The 18,041-nt window shown below is 48.1% G+C and carries 18 protein-coding genes; 16 read left to right on the plus strand and 2 right to left on the minus strand.

The genetic code is table 11. The annotated features are described in order from the left end of the window. Positions 1 to 2 precede the first annotated feature (2 nt). The 9 genes from K7G97_RS01935 to K7G97_RS01975 all read left to right on the plus strand — a co-directional run bounded on the left by K7G97_RS01935 (position 3) and on the right by K7G97_RS01975 (position 7,956). The gene (locus K7G97_RS01935) at positions 3 to 926 is read left to right on the plus strand and encodes a carbohydrate ABC transporter permease (protein ID WP_223041234.1); all 924 of its coding nucleotides are present in this window, start codon (positions 3 to 5) and stop codon (positions 924 to 926) included. A 23-nt stretch (positions 927 to 949) separates the two neighbouring features. Beyond that, positions 950 to 2,296, plus strand: coding sequence for a GH1 family beta-glucosidase (locus K7G97_RS01940; protein ID WP_223041235.1), 1,347 nt, complete (start codon positions 950 to 952; stop codon positions 2,294 to 2,296). Between the two features lie 61 nt (positions 2,297 to 2,357). After that, positions 2,358 to 4,715 (plus strand): carbohydrate binding domain-containing protein, encoded by a 2,358-nt coding sequence (locus K7G97_RS01945; RefSeq protein WP_223041236.1) that lies wholly within the window; start codon positions 2,358 to 2,360, stop codon positions 4,713 to 4,715. Positions 4,716 to 5,092: 377 nt separating this feature from the next. Continuing rightward, entirely contained in the window at positions 5,093 to 5,566 is a 474-nt protein-coding gene (locus tag K7G97_RS01950; protein ID WP_223041237.1) for a hypothetical protein, read from the plus strand. Positions 5,567 to 5,584: 18 nt separating this feature from the next. After that, positions 5,585 to 5,746 carry a hypothetical protein gene (locus tag K7G97_RS01955; RefSeq protein WP_223041238.1) on the plus strand — a complete coding sequence of 54 codons (162 nt, stop codon included), beginning with the start codon at positions 5,585 to 5,587 and terminating at the stop codon, positions 5,744 to 5,746. 124 nt (positions 5,747 to 5,870) lie between these two features. Further along, positions 5,871 to 6,374, plus strand: coding sequence for an RNA polymerase sigma factor SigV (locus tag K7G97_RS01960; RefSeq protein ID WP_047392144.1), 504 nt, complete (start codon positions 5,871 to 5,873; stop codon positions 6,372 to 6,374). Next, entirely contained in the window at positions 6,358 to 7,212 is an 855-nt protein-coding gene (locus K7G97_RS01965; protein WP_223041239.1) for an anti-sigma-V factor RsiV, read from the plus strand. Before K7G97_RS01960 ends, K7G97_RS01965 begins: the two co-directional genes overlap by 17 nt. 114 nt (positions 7,213 to 7,326) lie before the next feature. Next, entirely contained in the window at positions 7,327 to 7,623 is a 297-nt protein-coding gene (locus K7G97_RS01970) for an excalibur calcium-binding domain-containing protein (protein ID WP_029343294.1), read from the plus strand. Between the two features lie 153 nt (positions 7,624 to 7,776). Beyond that, positions 7,777 to 7,956, plus strand: coding sequence for a hypothetical protein (locus tag K7G97_RS01975; RefSeq protein WP_223041240.1), 180 nt, complete (start codon positions 7,777 to 7,779; stop codon positions 7,954 to 7,956). Between the two features lie 78 nt (positions 7,957 to 8,034). Here the strand turns inward: K7G97_RS01975 and K7G97_RS01980 are convergent, their stop codons facing one another. Continuing rightward, complete coding sequence (locus K7G97_RS01980; RefSeq protein ID WP_223041241.1) at positions 8,035 to 8,358, minus strand: thioredoxin family protein; 324 nt, start codon at positions 8,356 to 8,358, stop codon at positions 8,035 to 8,037. Between the two features lie 299 nt (positions 8,359 to 8,657). On the opposite strand from K7G97_RS01980, the gene K7G97_RS01985 reads away from it, so the two are divergent. Continuing rightward, entirely contained in the window at positions 8,658 to 9,527 is an 870-nt protein-coding gene (locus tag K7G97_RS01985; RefSeq protein ID WP_023466924.1) for a cation diffusion facilitator family transporter, read from the plus strand. A gap of 46 nt (positions 9,528 to 9,573) precedes the next feature. On the opposite strand, the gene K7G97_RS01990 is transcribed toward K7G97_RS01985, so the two are convergent. Further along, the gene (locus K7G97_RS01990) at positions 9,574 to 9,915 is read right to left on the minus strand and encodes an ASCH domain-containing protein (protein ID WP_223041242.1); all 342 of its coding nucleotides are present in this window, start codon (positions 9,913 to 9,915) and stop codon (positions 9,574 to 9,576) included. A gap of 156 nt (positions 9,916 to 10,071) precedes the next feature. Between K7G97_RS01990 and K7G97_RS01995 the strand changes: the two genes are divergently transcribed. The 6 genes from K7G97_RS01995 to K7G97_RS02020 all read left to right on the plus strand — a co-directional run bounded on the left by K7G97_RS01995 (position 10,072) and on the right by K7G97_RS02020 (position 17,922). Then, positions 10,072 to 10,557, plus strand: coding sequence for a MarR family winged helix-turn-helix transcriptional regulator (locus tag K7G97_RS01995; RefSeq protein ID WP_223041243.1), 486 nt, complete (start codon positions 10,072 to 10,074; stop codon positions 10,555 to 10,557). Next, positions 10,550 to 12,274 carry an ABC transporter ATP-binding protein gene (locus tag K7G97_RS02000; RefSeq protein WP_223041244.1) on the plus strand — a complete coding sequence of 575 codons (1,725 nt, stop codon included), beginning with the start codon at positions 10,550 to 10,552 and terminating at the stop codon, positions 12,272 to 12,274. The genes K7G97_RS01995 and K7G97_RS02000 overlap by 8 nt, the downstream gene beginning before the upstream one ends. Then, positions 12,271 to 14,127, plus strand: coding sequence for an ABC transporter ATP-binding protein (locus tag K7G97_RS02005; protein ID WP_316499659.1), 1,857 nt, complete (start codon positions 12,271 to 12,273; stop codon positions 14,125 to 14,127). Before K7G97_RS02000 ends, K7G97_RS02005 begins: the two co-directional genes overlap by 4 nt. 129 nt (positions 14,128 to 14,256) lie before the next feature. After that, the gene (locus K7G97_RS02010; RefSeq protein WP_223041245.1) at positions 14,257 to 14,550 is read left to right on the plus strand and encodes a rhodanese-like domain-containing protein; all 294 of its coding nucleotides are present in this window, start codon (positions 14,257 to 14,259) and stop codon (positions 14,548 to 14,550) included. 22 nt (positions 14,551 to 14,572) lie between these two features. Next, positions 14,573 to 15,964, plus strand: a complete 1,392-nt coding sequence (locus tag K7G97_RS02015; RefSeq protein ID WP_223041246.1) for an MBL fold metallo-hydrolase — start codon at positions 14,573 to 14,575, stop codon at positions 15,962 to 15,964. Between the two features lie 161 nt (positions 15,965 to 16,125). Beyond that, a complete protein-coding gene (locus K7G97_RS02020; protein ID WP_223041247.1) occupies positions 16,126 to 17,922 on the plus strand; it encodes a mechanosensitive ion channel in 1,797 nt (598 codons plus the stop codon). Positions 17,923 to 18,041: the final 119 nt, after the last annotated feature.

Consider the following 18,041-nt stretch of genomic DNA (forward strand, 5'->3'; position numbering starts at 1 on the left):
CGATGGAACGAAATGCAGAAGCACGTCGGATCGTGCCACAAACGGAGGAACAACCGGAGCGTTCCGAACGCCCGCTCAAGTTGACGCCACCACCGAAACAAAAGAAAGCCTGGTTCGGCAAAAGTGTCATCTATATTGGTCTCGTCGTCTTAACGATCGCTTGTATCATCCCGTTTTTGATGATGATCATCAACGCGACGCGCTCGAACGAAGAAGTCTTGTCCGGGTTCTCGTTGATTCCGGGGAACTCGCTTGCTGAGAACTACGCCGCACTCAGTTCGTACGTCAACATCTGGTCCGGTTTCAAGAACAGCTTGATCATTGCCGTCCTCGTCACCGTCTTATCGGGGTATTTCTCGGCGTTGACAGCATTCGGATTCGCCTTCTATCAGTTCAAAGGGAAGAACGCGATGTTCGTCTTCATGCTCATCATGATGATGGTTCCGGGTCAACTCGGTTTGATCGGGTTCTACGAACTGAGTAAGAACCTTAATTTACTTGATAGCTACATCCCATTGATTGTTCCGGCGATCGCGAGTCCGTTCACGGTCTTCTTCGTCCGACAATATGTCCAGACCGTCCTGCATCCGAGTTTGATCGAGGCAGCACGGATGGACGGAGCGAGTGAGTTCCGGATCTTCCATACGATCGCTTTACCGATGATGATGCCGGCGATCGCAACGATGTCAATCTTTACGTTCATCGGTTCATGGAACAACTACATCATGCCGCTCGTCTTACTCTTCTCTCCAGAGAAGTATACGCTCCCGGTCTTGATGGGCTTCTTAAAAGGATCACAAGTCGCAGAGAACTTAGGCTCGCTCTATCTCGGGATCGCGATTTCCGTCGTGCCGATCATGATCGCCTTCTTGTTCCTCTCGAAATATATCGTCAGCAGTATCTCGGCAGGTGCCGTTAAAGAATAAGTAGCTTAAAGGAGATTACACATATGAAATTTGCACCGAACTTCGTATTCGGAACGGCAACATCGTCGTATCAAATCGAAGGAGCCCACAACGAAGGCGGACGTACGCCTTCGATCTGGGATGCCTTCTGTGATGAGGACGGAAAAGTCTTCAAAAAACATAACGGTGATATCGCATGTGACCATTACCACCGTTATGAAGAGGACATTCAGCACATCAAACGTCTTGGCGTCGACACGTACCGCTTCTCGATTGCCTGGCCACGGATCTTCCCGCAAAAAGGGGTCTACAATCCGGAAGGCATGGCGTTCTACAAGAAACTCGCGACACGTCTGCGGGCAGAAGGTATCAAGCCAGCCGTGACGCTGTATCACTGGGACTTACCACTTTGGGCACATGAAGAAGGCGGCTGGGTCAATCGAGCATCGGTCGACTGGTTCCTCGACTTCGCCCGCGCGTGTTTTGCGGAACTCGACGGGATCGTCGATTCATGGATCACACATAATGAACCGTGGTGTGCCGGGTTCCTCAGCTACCATCTCGGGCAACATGCACCGGGGCATACGGATATGAACGAAGCCGTTCGTGCCGTGCACCACCTGTTGTTATCACACGGAAAAGCAGTCGAGCTGTTGAAGGGTGAGTTCAAATCGGTCACACCGATCGGTATCACGTTGAACTTGGCACCGAAGTATGCGAAGACGGATTCCGTCAACGATCAGCTGGCTATGAACAATGCAGACGGATATGCGAATCGGTGGTTCCTCGATCCAGTCTTCAAAGGTCAGTATCCGGTTGACATGATGAACTTGTTCTCAAAATACGTCCATTCCTACGCGTTCATCGAAGAAGGCGACATGGAGACGATTTCCGTCCCGTGTGATTTCTTCGGGATCAACTTCTACAGCCGAAACCTCGTCGAGTTCAGTGCTGCGAACGATTTCCTGCAGAAGGATGCGTACTCGGATTATGACAAGACAGGCATGGGCTGGGATATCGCCCCGAGCGAATTCAAGGACTTGATTCGTCGTTTGCGTGCCGAGTATACGGATTTACCGATCTACATCACGGAAAACGGTGCCGCATTCGACGATGAATTGGTCGATGGTCGCGTCGCTGACCAGAACCGGATTGATTACGTCGCACAACACCTGCAAGCCGTGTCTGATTTAAACGAAGAAGGGATGAACATCCAAGGCTATTATCTTTGGTCACTGCTCGACAACTTCGAGTGGAGCTTCGGCTATGATAAGCGCTTCGGAATTCTCTACGTCGATTTCGAAACACAGGAACGGATTTGGAAAGACAGCGCCCACTGGTATGCGGGCGTCATCGAGCAACATAAGGCAACGATTCCGCAAGAAGCGTAACAAAGGAGGCAAGGTCGAACATTCGTCCTTGCCTCTTTTTGACTAAGAGGAGGAAACAGACATGAAGACATGGGTAGCACTAGCGGTCGGGACCGGTTTATTGCTGAGCGGTCAAGCGGTCGACGCGAAGGCAGACAAAAAAGAGACGAAGTGGAAGCTCGTCTGGTCGGATGAGTTTCAGGCAAAACAACTCGACCGGACGAAATGGACCTATGATACGGGGAACTGGATCAAGGATGCGAACGGACAACCGGTCTCACCGGGTTGGGGCAACAATGAAAAACAATACTATACGACGAAGCAGGACAACTCGTTTATTCGCAACGGGAAACTCGTCATCAAGGCGAAGCAGGAAAAGACGACGGATGATCTCGGTACATACGATTACACGTCAGCGAAGCTGAAGACGAAAGGGTTGTTCAGTAAGACGTACGGTCGTTATGAGATCAAAGCGAAGCTGCCGACCGGAAAAGGGCTTTGGCCTGCGTTCTGGATGTTATCGGAGCAAGATAAATACGGGGCGTGGGCAGCGTCCGGTGAGATTGACGTGATGGAAGCTTGGGGCAGTCAGCCGGACAAGGTTGCCGGAACGATTCACTACGGAGAAAACTGGCCGAACAATAAATATACGGGGAAAGACTATCACTTCCCAGACGGACAGCGGATCGACCAATGGCATACGTACGCGGTCGAATGGGAGCCGGGCGAACTCCGCTGGTACGTTGACGGCAACCTCTATCAAACACAAAATGATTGGTACAGTAAAGGCTTGAACGCAGCAACGAACTATAGTTATCCGGCACCGTTCGACCAAAACTTCTATCTCGTCATGAATCTCGCGGTCGGCGGTTGGTTCGATGGAGATGTCGATGCGACGACGAAGTTCCCAGCCGAGATGGAAGTCGACTACGTCCGGGTCTACGATTTAAAAAATCGAGCGTACCGCGAACCGGTCGAACCGACCTACGAAAATGTGACATTACCGGACGGAGCCAAACAACCGATCGACGGCAACCTCGTCTACGACACAGCGTTTGAAAAACCGGTCACGATGATCACTGGGAATCAGTCGTTTGATCCGCTGTACTGGAACTACGTCACGCTCCCAGACTTCGGTGGCATAGGAAGCCTTGCGATCATTGAAAAAGAAGGGCAACGGATGGCAGACGTCACGATTGATCAGCCTGGTTCACAGACGTATTCTCACCAACTGATTCAAAACGTATCCCTTGCGCAAGGTGGACGTTACCAAGTCAGCTTTGACGCGAGCAGCACAGCAGACCGGAAGATGATGGTCAAAGTCGGCGGTGGGGTAGAGCGTGGCTACACGAAATATTCAAATGAACAGTCGATTGCTCTGACACCAAGCGTCAAACGGCATACGTTCACGTTTGATATGGCGGCAGAGACGGATCTCGCAGCGCGTCTTGAGTTCAACCTCGGACTTGAAAAAGCGGGTGTTCAGATCGGGAACGTCCGTGTCGAACAGATTCCGCGCGGCGTCATCGATGAAGATGCAACGAAACCGGCACTACCAGACGGGAATCTCGTCTATAACGGGACGTTCGATCAAGGGGCGATGGATCGTTTGACGTATTGGCACTTCAACGGTAGCAAGCGAACGACAGGGTCTGTTGATCCCGAGTCACGTGATTTCCGTTATGAAGGACATGGTCAAAAAACGACGGCACGTTTAACGCAAAAGGGACTTCAACTGGAAGCTGGGCATGCGTATCAGATTCGATTCACAGCAGGTGCGAAAAAAGCGAAATCACTTCAGGTGAAAATCACGGGAGCACAAGAGCAATTGAAACAGACGACTGTACCGTTGACGAAACAAGCAACGACTGTCGACATTCCGTTCACAGCTACACAAACGGCAGACGACAATCAGCTTGTGTTTGACTTCAGTGGACAAGCCGGAAAAATCTCGCTCGATGATGTGGAATTGATCGATGTGACACCAGTGCCGGTCGATCCGTCACCACTGAAGAACGGTTCGTTCACAAACGGATTGACGTCGTGGTCGTCATACGTCCACTATGATGCGCAAGCCGCTATCGAAGCTGTCAATGAAACAGCACGCATCCAAATCGGAGCGGAAGGACAAGAACCGTGGAGTGTCTTGCTCGAGCAAGGAAACTTGTCGCTCGCGAAAGGCAAAACATATGAGTTGAGCTTCACAGCATCGTCGACTGTACCGCGTCCGATCGAAGTAACAATCGAAAATGCTTCGTACACACGTTACTTCAGTCAAGTCGAACCGATCACGACAACACCGAAAACGTACAGCTATACCTTTACGATGGAACAAGCCGATACAGGGGCGTTGAAGTTCTTGATGGGACACGCGGAAGGTTCGCCGTTCGCCGCCCATGATGTGACGATTGATGATGTGAATCTTAAAGTGAAGGAATGACCGAAACAAGAATTTGACTCAAAAAAGAATGACTCATCGTTGCACGCCCTTTCCTCAGGCGAGACACAAGCCAGTTTTCCTGCTTCATCCAAGCAGGAAAGCGGGTCTTGTTTGTCTCTGACAGCGCAAAAATGCGCTTCTTCCTGTAGGAGTGGCGTGCAACGCGTCATTCTTTTTTACGAGATAAGGGTGGCAGATCATCATTCTGCCACCCTTATCTTTTGTATAGACTGACTGATGAGTTAGCCCTTGTTGTAGTGTCATCAGCTTAAACAAAAAAGCCGAACTATTTTTCGTGATGAAAAAGGAATAAAACCCATCATATGGAATATACAACGTAGAAGTGACATCTATTCGTTTTCAGAGGAGGAAACGTCATGCGTCAGAGGTACATACCGTATCGACTCATCTTCATCGTAGGTTTACTTGGCATGATCGGCATCAATGGATGGTCTGCCTTACTTCATCCGGACGGCGCGATTAACGGCTGGCAAAGCATCGCTTCCGTCGTTTGGCTCGTTAGTCTAGTCGGATCGCTATTTTATATGAAGGATGACAAAGCGCTTCGCCTCGTGATCTGGTATATCCGGATTGGTTTCGCTGCAGCATTATTCATTTATGGTGTTTCGTTACTCGAAAGCGCATTTTCTGAAACGATTTGGTTTGATGCATTGGCGAGTGTTCAGTTCGTGTTCTACTTTCTCTTCGTTGTCCCATTGTTTGGATTAAATGCCTGGACGGATGTCTTGTTTGGTGAGTTTTCATTATACATGAGTGTCTTGTACGGTATTGCGCTGATCACGCTCCACGTAAAGGTTTGGAATGATACATCACGGCATTTGCATTATTAAGTAGAAAAGGTGAATGGTATGTTAAGTCCCGTAAATGAGCGCGAAGAACGGACGGGGAAACGTGAACGCCGAAAACAACGGAAAATCGATGTGGGATGCGTCACGATCGTCGGCATTCCATTACTTTTCATCGTTCCGTTTCTGTTGATCATCCTTATCTTAATGAAGTCTGTTCCATGAAAAGGTGACCTGGTGTCACCTTTTTTTGTTGTGTCGTCAACTTTTTTCTCGACTCGCCCGTCTTAATGATGTATACACAGAACGATATCGAAAAAAGAAGCCGCGGCCTATGACCTCTCGTCAAATGAGAAAACGGGAAAAAGCATTCGTCCGTTTTTTAAAGCAATACAAACCGAATCTCTACTGGTTAGCCTACAGTTATATGAAAAATGAACAGGATAGTCTGGATGTCATACAGGACAGCATCCAAAAAGCGTTACAGTCGCTCGATCGACTCGAGGATGAGGAACGGATGAAAGCCTGGTTCTATCAAATTTTGACACGAACAGCGATTGATGCAATCCGGAAACGACAGCATAGTATCAGTTACGACACGGATCGACTGATCGAACTCGTCGCGACAAAAGAAGATACATATCCGGATTCCGATTTACGACAGGCGCTCGAGGAGCTACCGGTCATGTACCGGGAAGTCGTCATCTTACACTATTTCGAGGACTTGATCTTAAAAGACGTTGCGACGATTTTAGAGCTGAATTTAAGTACGACCAAGTCCCGGCTGTATAAAGGGTTGACCTTACTGAAAATGAAATTGAATGGAGATGATTTAGATGTCGAACAAACTTGATGATCTGAAACAGGCATACCAACAACCACCGGTTCCAAAAGAACTCGATGAAATGATTGCCCGAGTCGAGCACCGGACGCGTCCTTCGCGGACGAAGCGATCCGTATTGATTACAGCCGCCGCCATCACGTTATTCGTTGGCGGATTAAATAGCAGTACATCATTTGCGGACGCGATGGCGAAGGTGCCGGTCTTTGGTCAACTGACCGAGATCGTGACGATCGACTGGAAAGAGACGAAGACACAACAGTCGGCTGATATCAAAGCCCCTCAAGTGACGTTACCGGACAAAGCACTCGAGCAACAATTGAACGAAAAGTATATCGCGGAAGGACAAGCACTCTACGAAAAGTTCAAACAGGAGACGAACGGACAGGGAGGGGCATTTGCCGTCGATAGCCGCTACGACGTCAAGACGGATACGGACGACTTGTTGTCAATCGGTCGAACCGTCACCGAAACACGGGCAAGTGCATCAGAAAGCGTCCAGTACGATACGATCGATAAGAAGCAACAACTTGTCCTGACGTTACCATCCTTGTTCAAGGATGACGGATATATCACGACAATCAGTGATTACCTAAAAGAAGAAATGCGTCGCCAAATGAAAGCAGACGAAGGAAAGGTCTACTTCGTCGAAGGAACACCGGATGTACCAGAGGACGAACAGTTCAAGCACATTTCAGCGAAGCAAAACTTCTATATTACGGCAGATCACAAATTAGTTCTGTCGTTTGATGAGTACAGCATCGCTCCAGGATATATGGGCATCGTCGAATTCAAGATCCCGACGTCGATCTTAAAAGATGACCTCGTCAGCTCGTCCTATATTCGTTGATTGTCAGATTTTAAAAATCATTGATGTAAAAATGAAAAAAGAAAACAATTTTTTAAAATGACCTCTTATAATCAAAAGACAAATTGTCGTTTTTTGAAAAAAGGAGGAAGCCTTATGAAAAAATGGAGTCGGCTTGTACTAGCGGGTGTCGTCAGTCTCGCCTTGATCCATGTTCCAGCAGCCAGTGAAGCGGCGACGAAAGCAAAAGCCTTTAAGAACTGTACGGAAATGCAGAAGACGTACAAAGGCGGCGTCGCGAAAAAAGCGGGTCTAAAAAATCGGACCGGGTATGACAAGAACGGAAAACCGATCTACAAAGCAACAAAGTACAAGGCGTACGTGAGCCTTGCGACGTATAACTTAAACACGAAGAGCGACCGGGATAAAGACGGCATCGCGTGTGAACGTTAAATGAGTAAGAGTAGTCTTTCTCGAGCGAGAGAAAGACTACTTTTTTGTAGATGTTGGTTGTTCCTTTCAATTATGTAATCCTTAGAAATCATTATGTATGGTAGTGTTGTAGCGACAAAAGACGACAAATACGTATTGAGTAGGAGGACTACGATGCGAAAACGAGATTATCTAATTTTCTTCATTTTATTTTTTATTCTGAACCTTATTAATTTCTTAGGAACACTAGGCATGCAGGATATTTTAGCGATTGTAGTCGTCGCTATGATTGAAGCAGCGATAGCTGGAACGATTACGAATCTGTTCACCCGTATCTTTTTTAAGAAAAGTTGAGACGGATTGAAGTAGTATCCTAAATCAGATCGATACATAAAAAAATAACCTGACGCCGCAGCGTCAGGTTATTTTTGCTTAGTTGAAGTTTTGCTTTAAGAATGCTGTAACTTCTTCTGGTGTTTTGGCATTTGCACTGTGCAAGTGCGCTAATTTTTCATTGTTTTTGAAGACGAGCAAGCTTGGGATCCCCATGACATCGTGGTTCGATGCGATTTCAGGGAACTCATCCTTGTCGATCGTGTGGATTGGTAAGTGTTCGAATTGTGACTCGACGTCCGGCATGAAGTAATCCATTCGTTTGCAGTCCGGGCACCAGTCTGCTTCGAACTTGATGATGACCGGTGCATCACTTGAAATCAATTCCTTGAATGTTTCTTCACTCTTAATGAATTCTGCCATTGTGAGAACTCCTCCTCTTGGTGTTGTACCTTTAGTCTACCGATTCCCTTCAGAACTTGCACGAATTATGTTCGTCAAAGAGTCTGACAAGTCAAAAAAGTTGGTTGCTCTTTAAGGTAATGTTGCTGATTTTCTTCAAAAACGCCACATGGCTCTATTGAACCTGTTTTGTCGTAGGGAAACATTATTGCGCTTTTGTTAATTACCTAGTTCGAAACAAAATGATTTCTCTAGACCCACTCGATTTCCGACTGGTACGATGAGGTTTGCTAATCGCAGAGAAAGTGGGGGCGACGAGAATGGAACAACAAAAATACGATAATCTAAAACGCGGCGAACGCGGTGCAATGATCAGTATCGCAGCCTATATCTTGTTATCATCTTTAAAATTAATCATTGGGTATACAGCAGATTCTGCCGCACTCCGGGCCGACGGTTTGAACAACGCGACCGACATCATCGCGTCGATCGCTGTCTTGATCGGCTTACGGATTTCACAACGTCCGGCAGATGACGATCACAAGTACGGACACTGGAAAAGTGAGACGATTGCCTCGCTCGTAGCTTCCTTCATCATGATGGCAGTCGGTCTTCAAGTCTTGATCGATACAATCTCGACATTGTTCGAAGGCAAACAGGAGTCACCTGATATCCTCGCGGCATACGTCGGAATCGGTTCAGCCCTCGTGATGTACTTCGTCTACCGCTACAATAAGAAGTTATCCGAGGAGATTGAAAGCAAAGCCGTCATGGCAGCGGCGAAAGATAATCTATCCGATGCGTGGGTCAGTGTCGGAACGACGATCGGGATCGTCGGATCACAGTTCGGCATGCCATGGCTCGATGTCGTGACCGCGATCATCGTCGGCTTCTTGATCTGTAAGACGGCATGGGACATCTTTACGGAAGCCTCACACGAACTGACGGATGGCTTCGATGAGAAGAAGCTGAAGATGTATGAAGATGTCATTTTCGATCTCGAAGGTGTCAAAGGGATCAAGTCAATTAAAGGACGCAACTATGGAAACAATGAAGTCGTCGATGTCGTCATCCTCGTCAACTCCACCTTGAATATCCATCAGGCGCACGATATTGCGACACGTGTTGAAGATACACTGACGGAAGAATATGGTGTCTATGATATCCATGTACACGTCGAACCGGAATGAATCGAAAAAACGTCTTTTCTAATGTAAGCGTAGAAAAGACGTTTTTTTATGGTTCTAATACGATCGTCAGAGCCAGTGCCCCGTACTGTTGCTCGGCTTCCGGTGAATAGATCGAGTAAGTCGACGTCACGAGTTCGTCGAGCGACCAACCGACACAGTCGATAGCTTCGTTTGGGATCTGTTCATAAAGCGCTCGGAAATCAGGAAAGACTTGTCGTTTTGTTACACGAACAAGTAGTGTCTCGCTCGTTTCCGTATGCGTGAACCGAATCTGATCACCGACTTGTACCTGTTGTCGTTTTGGATCATTTAGTCGGATCTCGACGGTCTTTCGTCCTTGTTCGATCGAACGAAACGGTTCTTCGAATAAGCCCATTTTATGTCTCATCTATGCTCACTCCTTGTCTTTCTTGAGCATAACAAAACTATGTGATTTTTCACATTGCCTTTTCGTTGACAATCAAAAATAATCGGCGTAATTTAATTCATATAAGTAATTGTTCTTTTTGGAACGATTTGAAATGGAACAAGGAGGCGACACAAGATGGATCAAACGGAAACGACCCGTTCGACTGCGATGATGCAGTCGTTTTGGAACGTGCAACGACACCTCGTCCGAGCAGCGCATCAGACGGCGCAGGAAAACGGACTCAGTTTACCGCAATTTCATAGTCTGATGACGATTGCACCGCGTGGACCGATCTCGCAAAAAGAGCTCGCTGCACATACGCACTTACCGAAAAGTACGCTCAGTCAGTCGATTGAAGGACTCGTCCAATCGGGCTGGGTCATTCGCGAGACAAACCCTGACAATCGACGGGAAGTCGTTTTGATGCTCAGTGATCAAGGGCAGCAATTCGTCACCGACATCAAGGAACAAGAGAAGGGGATGCAACGTCAACTGGAGCAAGTGCTTGCAACGATTGACCCGGACGCATTCGAACAAATGCTTGAAACACATGCAGTGATTGCTGAGGGAATCGGTCAGATTTTACGTCCAGATCTGAAAGGAGGATGTTCGGATGATTAAGTTACTCAAACGGTTGACGGTCTATAAATGGGCGGTCCTTGCTGTGCTCGTATTGGTTTTCGCGCAGTCGATGTCCGATTTGTATTTACCGACACTGATGGCGGACATCATCGATAAAGGCGTCGTTACCGGGGATACCGCGTATATCTGGAAAATTGGTGCCGTCATGCTCGGGATAACCGGTGTCGGGGCGTTAGCTGCCGTTGCCGCCAGTTATTATTCATCGAAGGCGTCGATGGGACTCGGACGGGATATCCGTCGCCAAGTCTTCAACCATGTTGAACGGTTCTCCCTGCAAGAGTTCGACCAAGTCGGAACGGCGTCATTGATTACACGGACGACGAACGACATCACGCAAGTCCAACAAGTCGTCATCATGATGTTACGGATGGTCGTCAGTGCACCAATCATGTTCATCGGTGGATTGATCATGGCCGTCTCAAAAGATGCCAAGCTCTCACTCGTCATCGTCGCGGCGATGCCGGTCCTTGTGATTTCAATCCTGTTGATTCTGTGGAAAGGGGTTCCGTTGTTTGGGAAGGTTCAAAAACGACTCGACCGTCTGAACCTCGTCCTGCGGGAGAACTTGACGGGAATCCGTGTCATCCGTGCTTTTAACCGGGAACGTGATGAGCAGGTCCGGTTAACGAAAGCAAACGCGGATTTAACAGAAGTCTCGATTAAGGTCAATAAAATCATGGCGTTCTTGATGCCGTTCATGATGCTCGTCATGAACTTAACCGTTGTCGGTGTCATCTGGTTCGGGGGCATTCGGATCGATAATGGTGGTATGCAGATCGGGGATTTGATGGCGTTCATCCAGTACGTCATGCAAATCATGTTCGCGCTCGTCATGGCGTCGGTCATGTTCGTCATGATTCCGCGGGCAGCCGTCTCGGCGAAACGGATCAATGAAGTTCTCGAGATGACACCAACGATGACAGATGAGGGGACACAAACCGCTGACCGTGAAAAAGGAACGCTCGTCTTTGATCGTGTCACGTTCCGTTACCCAGGTGCTGAGACACCCGTCTTATCCGACATCAGCTTTGCGGCACGACCAGGTGAAGTGACAGCTGTAATCGGGGGAACGGGTTCCGGTAAATCAACGCTCGTCAATTTGATTCCTCGTTTTTATGACGTGACGGAAGGGAGCATCCGGGTCAACGGTGTTGATAGCCAGGATGTACCGCAAGAGGAACTGCGGTCGAAAATCGGCTTCGTTCCTCAAAAGGCGCTACTGTTCACGGGTACGATCGCTGAAAACATTCGTTTCGGGAAAGAGGACGCGACAGACGAAGAAGTCGCGCATGCGGCGCAAATCGCACAAGCGACCGATTTCATCGAACGGATGCCGGACGGTTACGAAGCACGGATCGAACAAGGTGGATCGAACGTCTCTGGTGGGCAAAAACAACGGTTGTCGATTGCGCGAGCACTCGTTCGTCGACCAGATTTATATGTCTTTGATGACAGTTTTTCAGCGCTCGACTTTAAAACTGATGCGGCACTTCGGAAAGCCTTACGGGAAGAAACACGCGAGGCAACCGTCTTGATCGTCGCTCAGCGTGTCAGCACCGTCATCGATGCCGATCAAATCATCGTCCTGGATGAAGGGAAAGTCGCTGGAATCGGAACGCATGATGAATTGTTTGCTGACAATGCCGTCTATCAAGAAATCGTTAAGTCACAACTATCAGAGGAGGAAATCGCATGAGTGAGAAAAAACGACCTGCCGGCGGTCCTCCGCCTGGTGGTCCCGGTGGCGGAAATATGATGATGCTCGGAGAAAAACCAAAGGATTTCAAAGCAACGTTCCGTCGTCTGCTTCGGTATCTGCGTCCGCGTCGAACGGCACTCGTTGGTGTATTCCTCGCAGCCATCCTCAGTACGGTCTTCATGATTGCCGGTCCGAAAATCATGGGGACGGCAATCACGGAATTATTTGAAGGGGCATATGCGAAGTTCCAAGGTGTGCCGGGAGCGGCGATCGATTTTACGAAAATCGGACAGATCCTGCTCTGGCTCGCTGGACTGTATATCATCAGTAGTCTGTTCAATTACTTGCAACAGTATTTAATGTCAGGTATCGCTCAAAAAACAGTCTACGATTTACGCGAAGACGTCAATCATAAACTCGAACGCCTGCCGTTGAAGTACTACGATGGCCGTCCGAACGGGGAGACACTCAGCCGCGTGACGAACGATATCGATACGATCGGCAGTACGTTACAACAAAGTGTGACATCGTTCATCACCTCAATCGTGACGATCGTCGGGATTCTGATCATGATGTTGACGATCAGTCCGCTGTTAACGCTGATTTCGCTTGTCTCGTTGCCGGTTTCGATCTTTGCGATCCGACCGATTTTGAAACGTTCTCAAAAGTATTTTGCTGACCAACAACGGACACTTGGCCAATTGAACGGTCACGTTGAAGAGATGTATACCGGACATTCGGTCGTCAAGGCGTTCGGGCATGAACGTAAAGCAGTTGAACAGTTCGATGCCGTCAACGAAGAGTTGTATGAAGCAGGACGTAAAGCACAGTTCATCTCCGGGATCATCATGCCGATGATGATGTTCATCGGAAATATCAGTTACGTCCTGATCAGTATCGTCGGCGGGATTCTCGTCACGCAACGGGCAATCTCGATCGGGGATATCCAAGCGTTCATCACCTATACACGCCAGTTCACGCAACCGATCACACAAACAGCGAACATCGCGAACATTGTTCAATCAACGGTCGCAGCAGCGGAACGTGTCTTTGAATTACTAGATGAGGAAGAAGAAATCAAGGAAGTGACGACACATCGTCTCACGCAAGCTGAAGGAGCGGTCGCGTTCGAACACGTTGATTTTGGTTACGGAAAGGATCTCTTGATCGAGGACATGAACATCGATGTCGCACCGGGACAAACGGTCGCGATCGTTGGACCGACGGGTGCCGGTAAGACGACGATGATCAATCTATTGATGCGCTTTTATGAGTTGAACGGAGGGACGATCCGGATTGACGGTATCGATACCCGCGAGATGTCACGCGAAGACTTACGGACGACGTTCGGGATGGTCTTACAAGATACGTGGCTCTTCAATGGTACGATCCGAGATAATCTTGCTTATGGTAAAAGTGGGGCGACCGAGGAGGAAATCATCGCGGCAGCCAAAACGGCGCACGCTGATCACTTCATCCGGACGTTGCCGGACGGGTATGATACGGTCTTGAACGAGGAAGCCTCAAACATCTCGCAAGGTCAAAAACAGTTGTTGACGATTGCTCGGGCCGTTCTTGCTGATCCTCCGATCATGATTCTCGATGAAGCGACCTCTAGTGTGGATACACGGACAGAGGTCTTCATCCAGCAAGCAATGCGTCGCTTGATGGAGGGACGGACAAGCTTCGTCATTGCCCATCGTCTCTCGACGATCAAGGATGCCGATTTGATTCTCGTCATGAATCAAGGAAGTGTCATCGAACAGGGCACACATGAAGAATTACTCGAGGCAGATGGTTTTTATGCGGATCTGTACAACAGTCAATTCTCTGAAAAAGAAGTCGTTTGAGTCAGGACAGTGTCGTCATTTTGACGATGCTGTTTTTTTGTGTGCATTTTTCTTGAACTTATATACGGTAGGGGGTATATTGAATTCAACAACTTTACAGCCGCGAGGCATCTACTAGGAGGAATCTTGATGAAACAGATGACGACAACACAATTACAGCAGACGTTAACCGAAAGTACGATCCAATTGATTGATGTTCGTGAAATCGATGAATATGAAAGCGGACATATCGCTGAAGCCAAAAACGTTCCATTGTCCGAGTTGACAGAGCGAACGGATGAACTCGACGCGTCACGTCCGGTCCATATCATCTGTCTATCTGGTGGTCGCAGCATGAATGCGGCGATGTACTTGGAGCAAGCAGGATTCGATGTGACGAATATCAGCGGCGGCATGATGAGCTACGAAGGAACCATCGTTTAATACACTAGAGGGGGTATACACAATGTTATTACGATATTTCTATGATGAAAAATTAGCTCAGGCATCATACATGGTCGGGTGTCAAATGACAGGAGAAGCGATCGTCATCGATCCTGCACGGAACATTACACCGTATCTAGAGGTGGCTAAAAAAGAAGGTCTCCGGATTACTGCTACAGCAGAAACGCACATTCATGCAGACTTCGTCTCGGGCACACAAGAGTTTGCAAAACGATACGACACGACGGCTTACCTGTCAGATGAAGGAGACGAAAACTGGAAATATCAATTTGTCTCGGATATTCACCATGAACTTGTCAAAGATGGTGACCGGTTTAAAGTCGGGAATGTGACGCTAGAAGTCATGCATACACCAGGGCATACGCCAGAACATATCTCCTTCTTATTATTCGACCGAAATCAACAAGTACCGATGGGCATCTTTACAGGCGATTTCGTCTTTGTTGGTGATATCGGTCGTCCCGATCTACTCGAAGAAGCAGCTGGTATCAAAGGAACGACAGCCGTTGGAGCGAAGCAGATGTTTGCTTCGTTAAAGCGTTTCAAGGAGCTACCTGATTTTGTCCAAGTTTGGCCGGGGCATGGTGCCGGCAGCGCTTGTGGGAAAGCGCTCGGAGCTGTTCCGACATCGACGGTCGGCTATGAAAAAGCGACGAACTGGGCGTTGCAGATGGAAGACGAAGATGCATTCATTCGGGAACTAACGACGGATCAACCAGAACCACCGAACTATTTCGCGATGATGAAACGCGTCAATAAAGAAGGAATTGCTTTGACGACGGAGAATCCTGAACTCGTGACGAGCGAGGATCCGACAGCGTGGACGTCTTCGATACAGATCGTTGATACGCGAGATGGTCAGTCGTTCCGGAATGGACATCTTCCAGGTACGATCAATATTCCGTACGATGGCAAATTCGTTACTTGGGCTGGTTGGTTACTCGATTTTGACCATGACATCGCGATTCTGTCGACGCCGGAACAGCGTGAAGATATTCAACGGGATCTTCAATCGATTGGACTCGATCGGGTCACTTACTGGGCAGATCATCAAGCAGTACCAGCATCGATGCTAACGGAACGTTATGAGGACTGGACGGCAGAAGAAGCGCTAGCAGCTGCAGAGCGACAAGAAGTCTACGTCCTCGACGTCCGGAACAAAACAGAGTGGGACAGCCAACATTATGATCAAGCACGACGGATTCTTTTAGGAAAGCTAGTGGCTCGTCAGGAGGAATTACCGACCGATCGTCCGCTTGCCGTGCACTGTGCATCCGGTGTTCGTTCTCGAATGGCGGTCAGTGTACTACAGTTACTCGGATTTAAGGATGTCGTTAACATTGAAGGTGGATATGCAGCGATGCGCACGATTTTGAATCAACAAACATCATAAGACGACGGACTGGATGGCAGCATATGCCATCCAGTTTTTTGTATGGAACACAAGAAACACCACATTCTGGTACGGGTAAGGGTTTAATAAATCCTTTACCTGGGGAAATTAAAGAAGTGTCAGAAATATATAATTTTATTTAGGTGAAGGAGCGTGGCAGGATGAATAACATTTGGAACGGAACGTCGTTGAACTTGAACGGCATTCTCGGATCACTCGGCAACTTGCTTGGAGCGATCATCATTTTCTTGATTGGATGGCTCATTGCCAAGCTGATCGCGAACGGAGTTCAAAAAGCGTTAGAGAAGTCTGGGGTCGTCAACAAGTTGTCACCTCAAAAAGAGGGTACGCCACCAAAGAAGAAAAAGTGGACACCTGAAAAAATCATCGGGACCGTCGTCTTTTGGGTGCTCATGGTCTTCGTTCTTATCTTGGTCTTCAACATCCTTGATCTGAATATCATTGCTGGACCACTTGCGGATACGATGAGTACATTACTCGCGGCAATCCCGAACATCTTGAAAGCAGCGCTCATCCTTCTCTTGGCATACGTCATCGCGGTCGTTCTCCGCATGATCATCGTCAAAGCAGGAACGAAGCTGATGGCGAACGACAAAGTACGTTCGAACAAGATGCTTCAAGGTCAGACGGATCTTTCAGCTTATCCAAAAGTAGCAGGGGAGATCGTCTTCTACCTCGTCTTACTTCTGTTCCTACCGGGTGTACTCGGTGCCTTGAACATTGAGAGTGTCTCACAACCGTTCAGCCAATTGTTATCGTCATTCCTTGGATTCATTCCACGCTTGATTGCTGCGGCAGCCATCTTCTTCGTTGGTTTCCTCGTAGCGAAAATCGTCCGCGATATCGTGACGAATTTCCTTCATGCTGTTGGAACGGATAAATTTGCAGCTCGCTTCAACCTTGGATCAACGGATCAAAAAGATGCGAAATCACTTTCGTCGATTCTCGGAACAGTCGTCTTCATCTTGATTCTGATTCCAATCACGATTTCAGCACTTGATCAATTGAACATTAAAGGAATCACAGGACCAGCGATCAACATGCTGAACGATGTCCTCGGTATGATTCCGAACATCATCGTTGGTATCGTACTGATCCTTGTCGGTCTTTATGTCGGACGTTTCGTTAAGAAATTCGTGACGGATCTCTTATCACGTCTTGGTTTCAATAACCTGACACGTCACTTGAAAATCGGTACGTGGGATGCAAACCAAGCTTCTACATCACCAGCTTCGATCGTAAGTGCACTCGTTGAGATCGTCATCGTCGTTCTCTTCGTCGTCGAAGCCTTCAACTTGATTGGTCTTGACTTCATGGTCGACCTCGGTCGCGCCGTCCTTGCGTTCTTACCGAGCGTCCTGACAGCGATCATCATTCTCGCAATCGGGATCATTGTCAGCAACCTCGTCAAACGTACGATGGACAGCTTGTTCGGCAACTCTGAACTAAAAGTCCTCTCAAGCGTTGCGAAGTACGCAATTCTTGCACTCGCTGTCTTCATGGCACTCGATCAGCTAGGTGTTGCGGATACGATCGTCAACTCAGCCTTCATCTTGATTTTGGGAGCACTTGCGCTTGCTTTCGGTCTTGCTTTTGGTCTCGGTGGACGTGATAATGCATCGCGTTACCTCGATCGTCTACAAAAGAAAGCAGAGAACACGGAAGTTGACACATCGAACCTTCCAAGTAAATCAGCATCGACTTCATCATCACCGAGCTTAAAAGATGCAGCAAAAGGTGCAGCTTCACAAGCAGCTGATGATGTCACACCAGATCGTGCACCACGCTCAGCGCGCTCTTCTTCAACAGATGAGACGACACATGGTACACCAAAAGGTGCGTTGCCAGAAAACGATTTAGCACAACAAGATGATTACCCGATCAATCCAGATGATCATAAAGGTCCTAACCTCGATCATCCAAACGATCGTCCGTAATACGAATACACCCTTTCCTCTCATTTTGGAGGAAAGGGTGTTTTTGCGTTGACGCATCAAAGCGTTGTCGTCTTTTCACAAAAGTGGTTTGACCACTTTGTGAAAAAATACAGAAAAAA

Origin of the sequence: Exiguobacterium acetylicum (genome assembly GCF_019890935.1) — a bacterium.
Lineage (GTDB): Bacteria > Bacillota > Bacilli > Exiguobacteriales > Exiguobacteriaceae > Exiguobacterium_A > Exiguobacterium_A abrahamii.

Bases quoted from the DNA above. Each gene is read 5' to 3' on its own strand.
- K7G97_RS02005 (WP_316499659.1), top strand. From the start codon at position 12,271: ATGAGTGAGAAAAAACGACCTGCCGGCGGTCCTCCGCCTGGTGGTCCC.
- K7G97_RS02000 (WP_223041244.1), top strand. From the start codon at position 10,550: ATGATTAAGTTACTCAAACGGTTGACGGTCTATAAATGGGCGGTCCTT.
- K7G97_RS01945 (WP_223041236.1), top strand. From the start codon at position 2,358: ATGAAGACATGGGTAGCACTAGCGGTCGGGACCGGTTTATTGCTGAGC.
- K7G97_RS01975 (WP_223041240.1), top strand. From the start codon at position 7,777: ATGCGAAAACGAGATTATCTAATTTTCTTCATTTTATTTTTTATTCTG.
- K7G97_RS01955 (WP_223041238.1), top strand. From the start codon at position 5,585: ATGTTAAGTCCCGTAAATGAGCGCGAAGAACGGACGGGGAAACGTGAA.
- K7G97_RS01965 (WP_223041239.1), top strand. From the start codon at position 6,358: ATGTCGAACAAACTTGATGATCTGAAACAGGCATACCAACAACCACCG.
- K7G97_RS01940 (WP_223041235.1), top strand. From the start codon at position 950: ATGAAATTTGCACCGAACTTCGTATTCGGAACGGCAACATCGTCGTAT.
- K7G97_RS01990 (WP_223041242.1), bottom strand. From the start codon at position 9,915: ATGAGACATAAAATGGGCTTATTCGAAGAACCGTTTCGTTCGATCGAA.
- K7G97_RS01960 (WP_047392144.1), top strand. From the start codon at position 5,871: ATGAGAAAACGGGAAAAAGCATTCGTCCGTTTTTTAAAGCAATACAAA.
- K7G97_RS02010 (WP_223041245.1), top strand. From the start codon at position 14,257: ATGAAACAGATGACGACAACACAATTACAGCAGACGTTAACCGAAAGT.
- K7G97_RS01970 (WP_029343294.1), top strand. From the start codon at position 7,327: ATGAAAAAATGGAGTCGGCTTGTACTAGCGGGTGTCGTCAGTCTCGCC.
- K7G97_RS01935 (WP_223041234.1), top strand. From the start codon at position 3: ATGGAACGAAATGCAGAAGCACGTCGGATCGTGCCACAAACGGAGGAA.
- K7G97_RS02020 (WP_223041247.1), top strand. From the start codon at position 16,126: ATGAATAACATTTGGAACGGAACGTCGTTGAACTTGAACGGCATTCTC.
- K7G97_RS02015 (WP_223041246.1), top strand. From the start codon at position 14,573: ATGTTATTACGATATTTCTATGATGAAAAATTAGCTCAGGCATCATAC.
- K7G97_RS01950 (WP_223041237.1), top strand. From the start codon at position 5,093: ATGCGTCAGAGGTACATACCGTATCGACTCATCTTCATCGTAGGTTTA.
- K7G97_RS01995 (WP_223041243.1), top strand. From the start codon at position 10,072: ATGGATCAAACGGAAACGACCCGTTCGACTGCGATGATGCAGTCGTTT.
- K7G97_RS01985 (WP_023466924.1), top strand. From the start codon at position 8,658: ATGGAACAACAAAAATACGATAATCTAAAACGCGGCGAACGCGGTGCA.
- K7G97_RS01980 (WP_223041241.1), bottom strand. From the start codon at position 8,358: ATGGCAGAATTCATTAAGAGTGAAGAAACATTCAAGGAATTGATTTCA.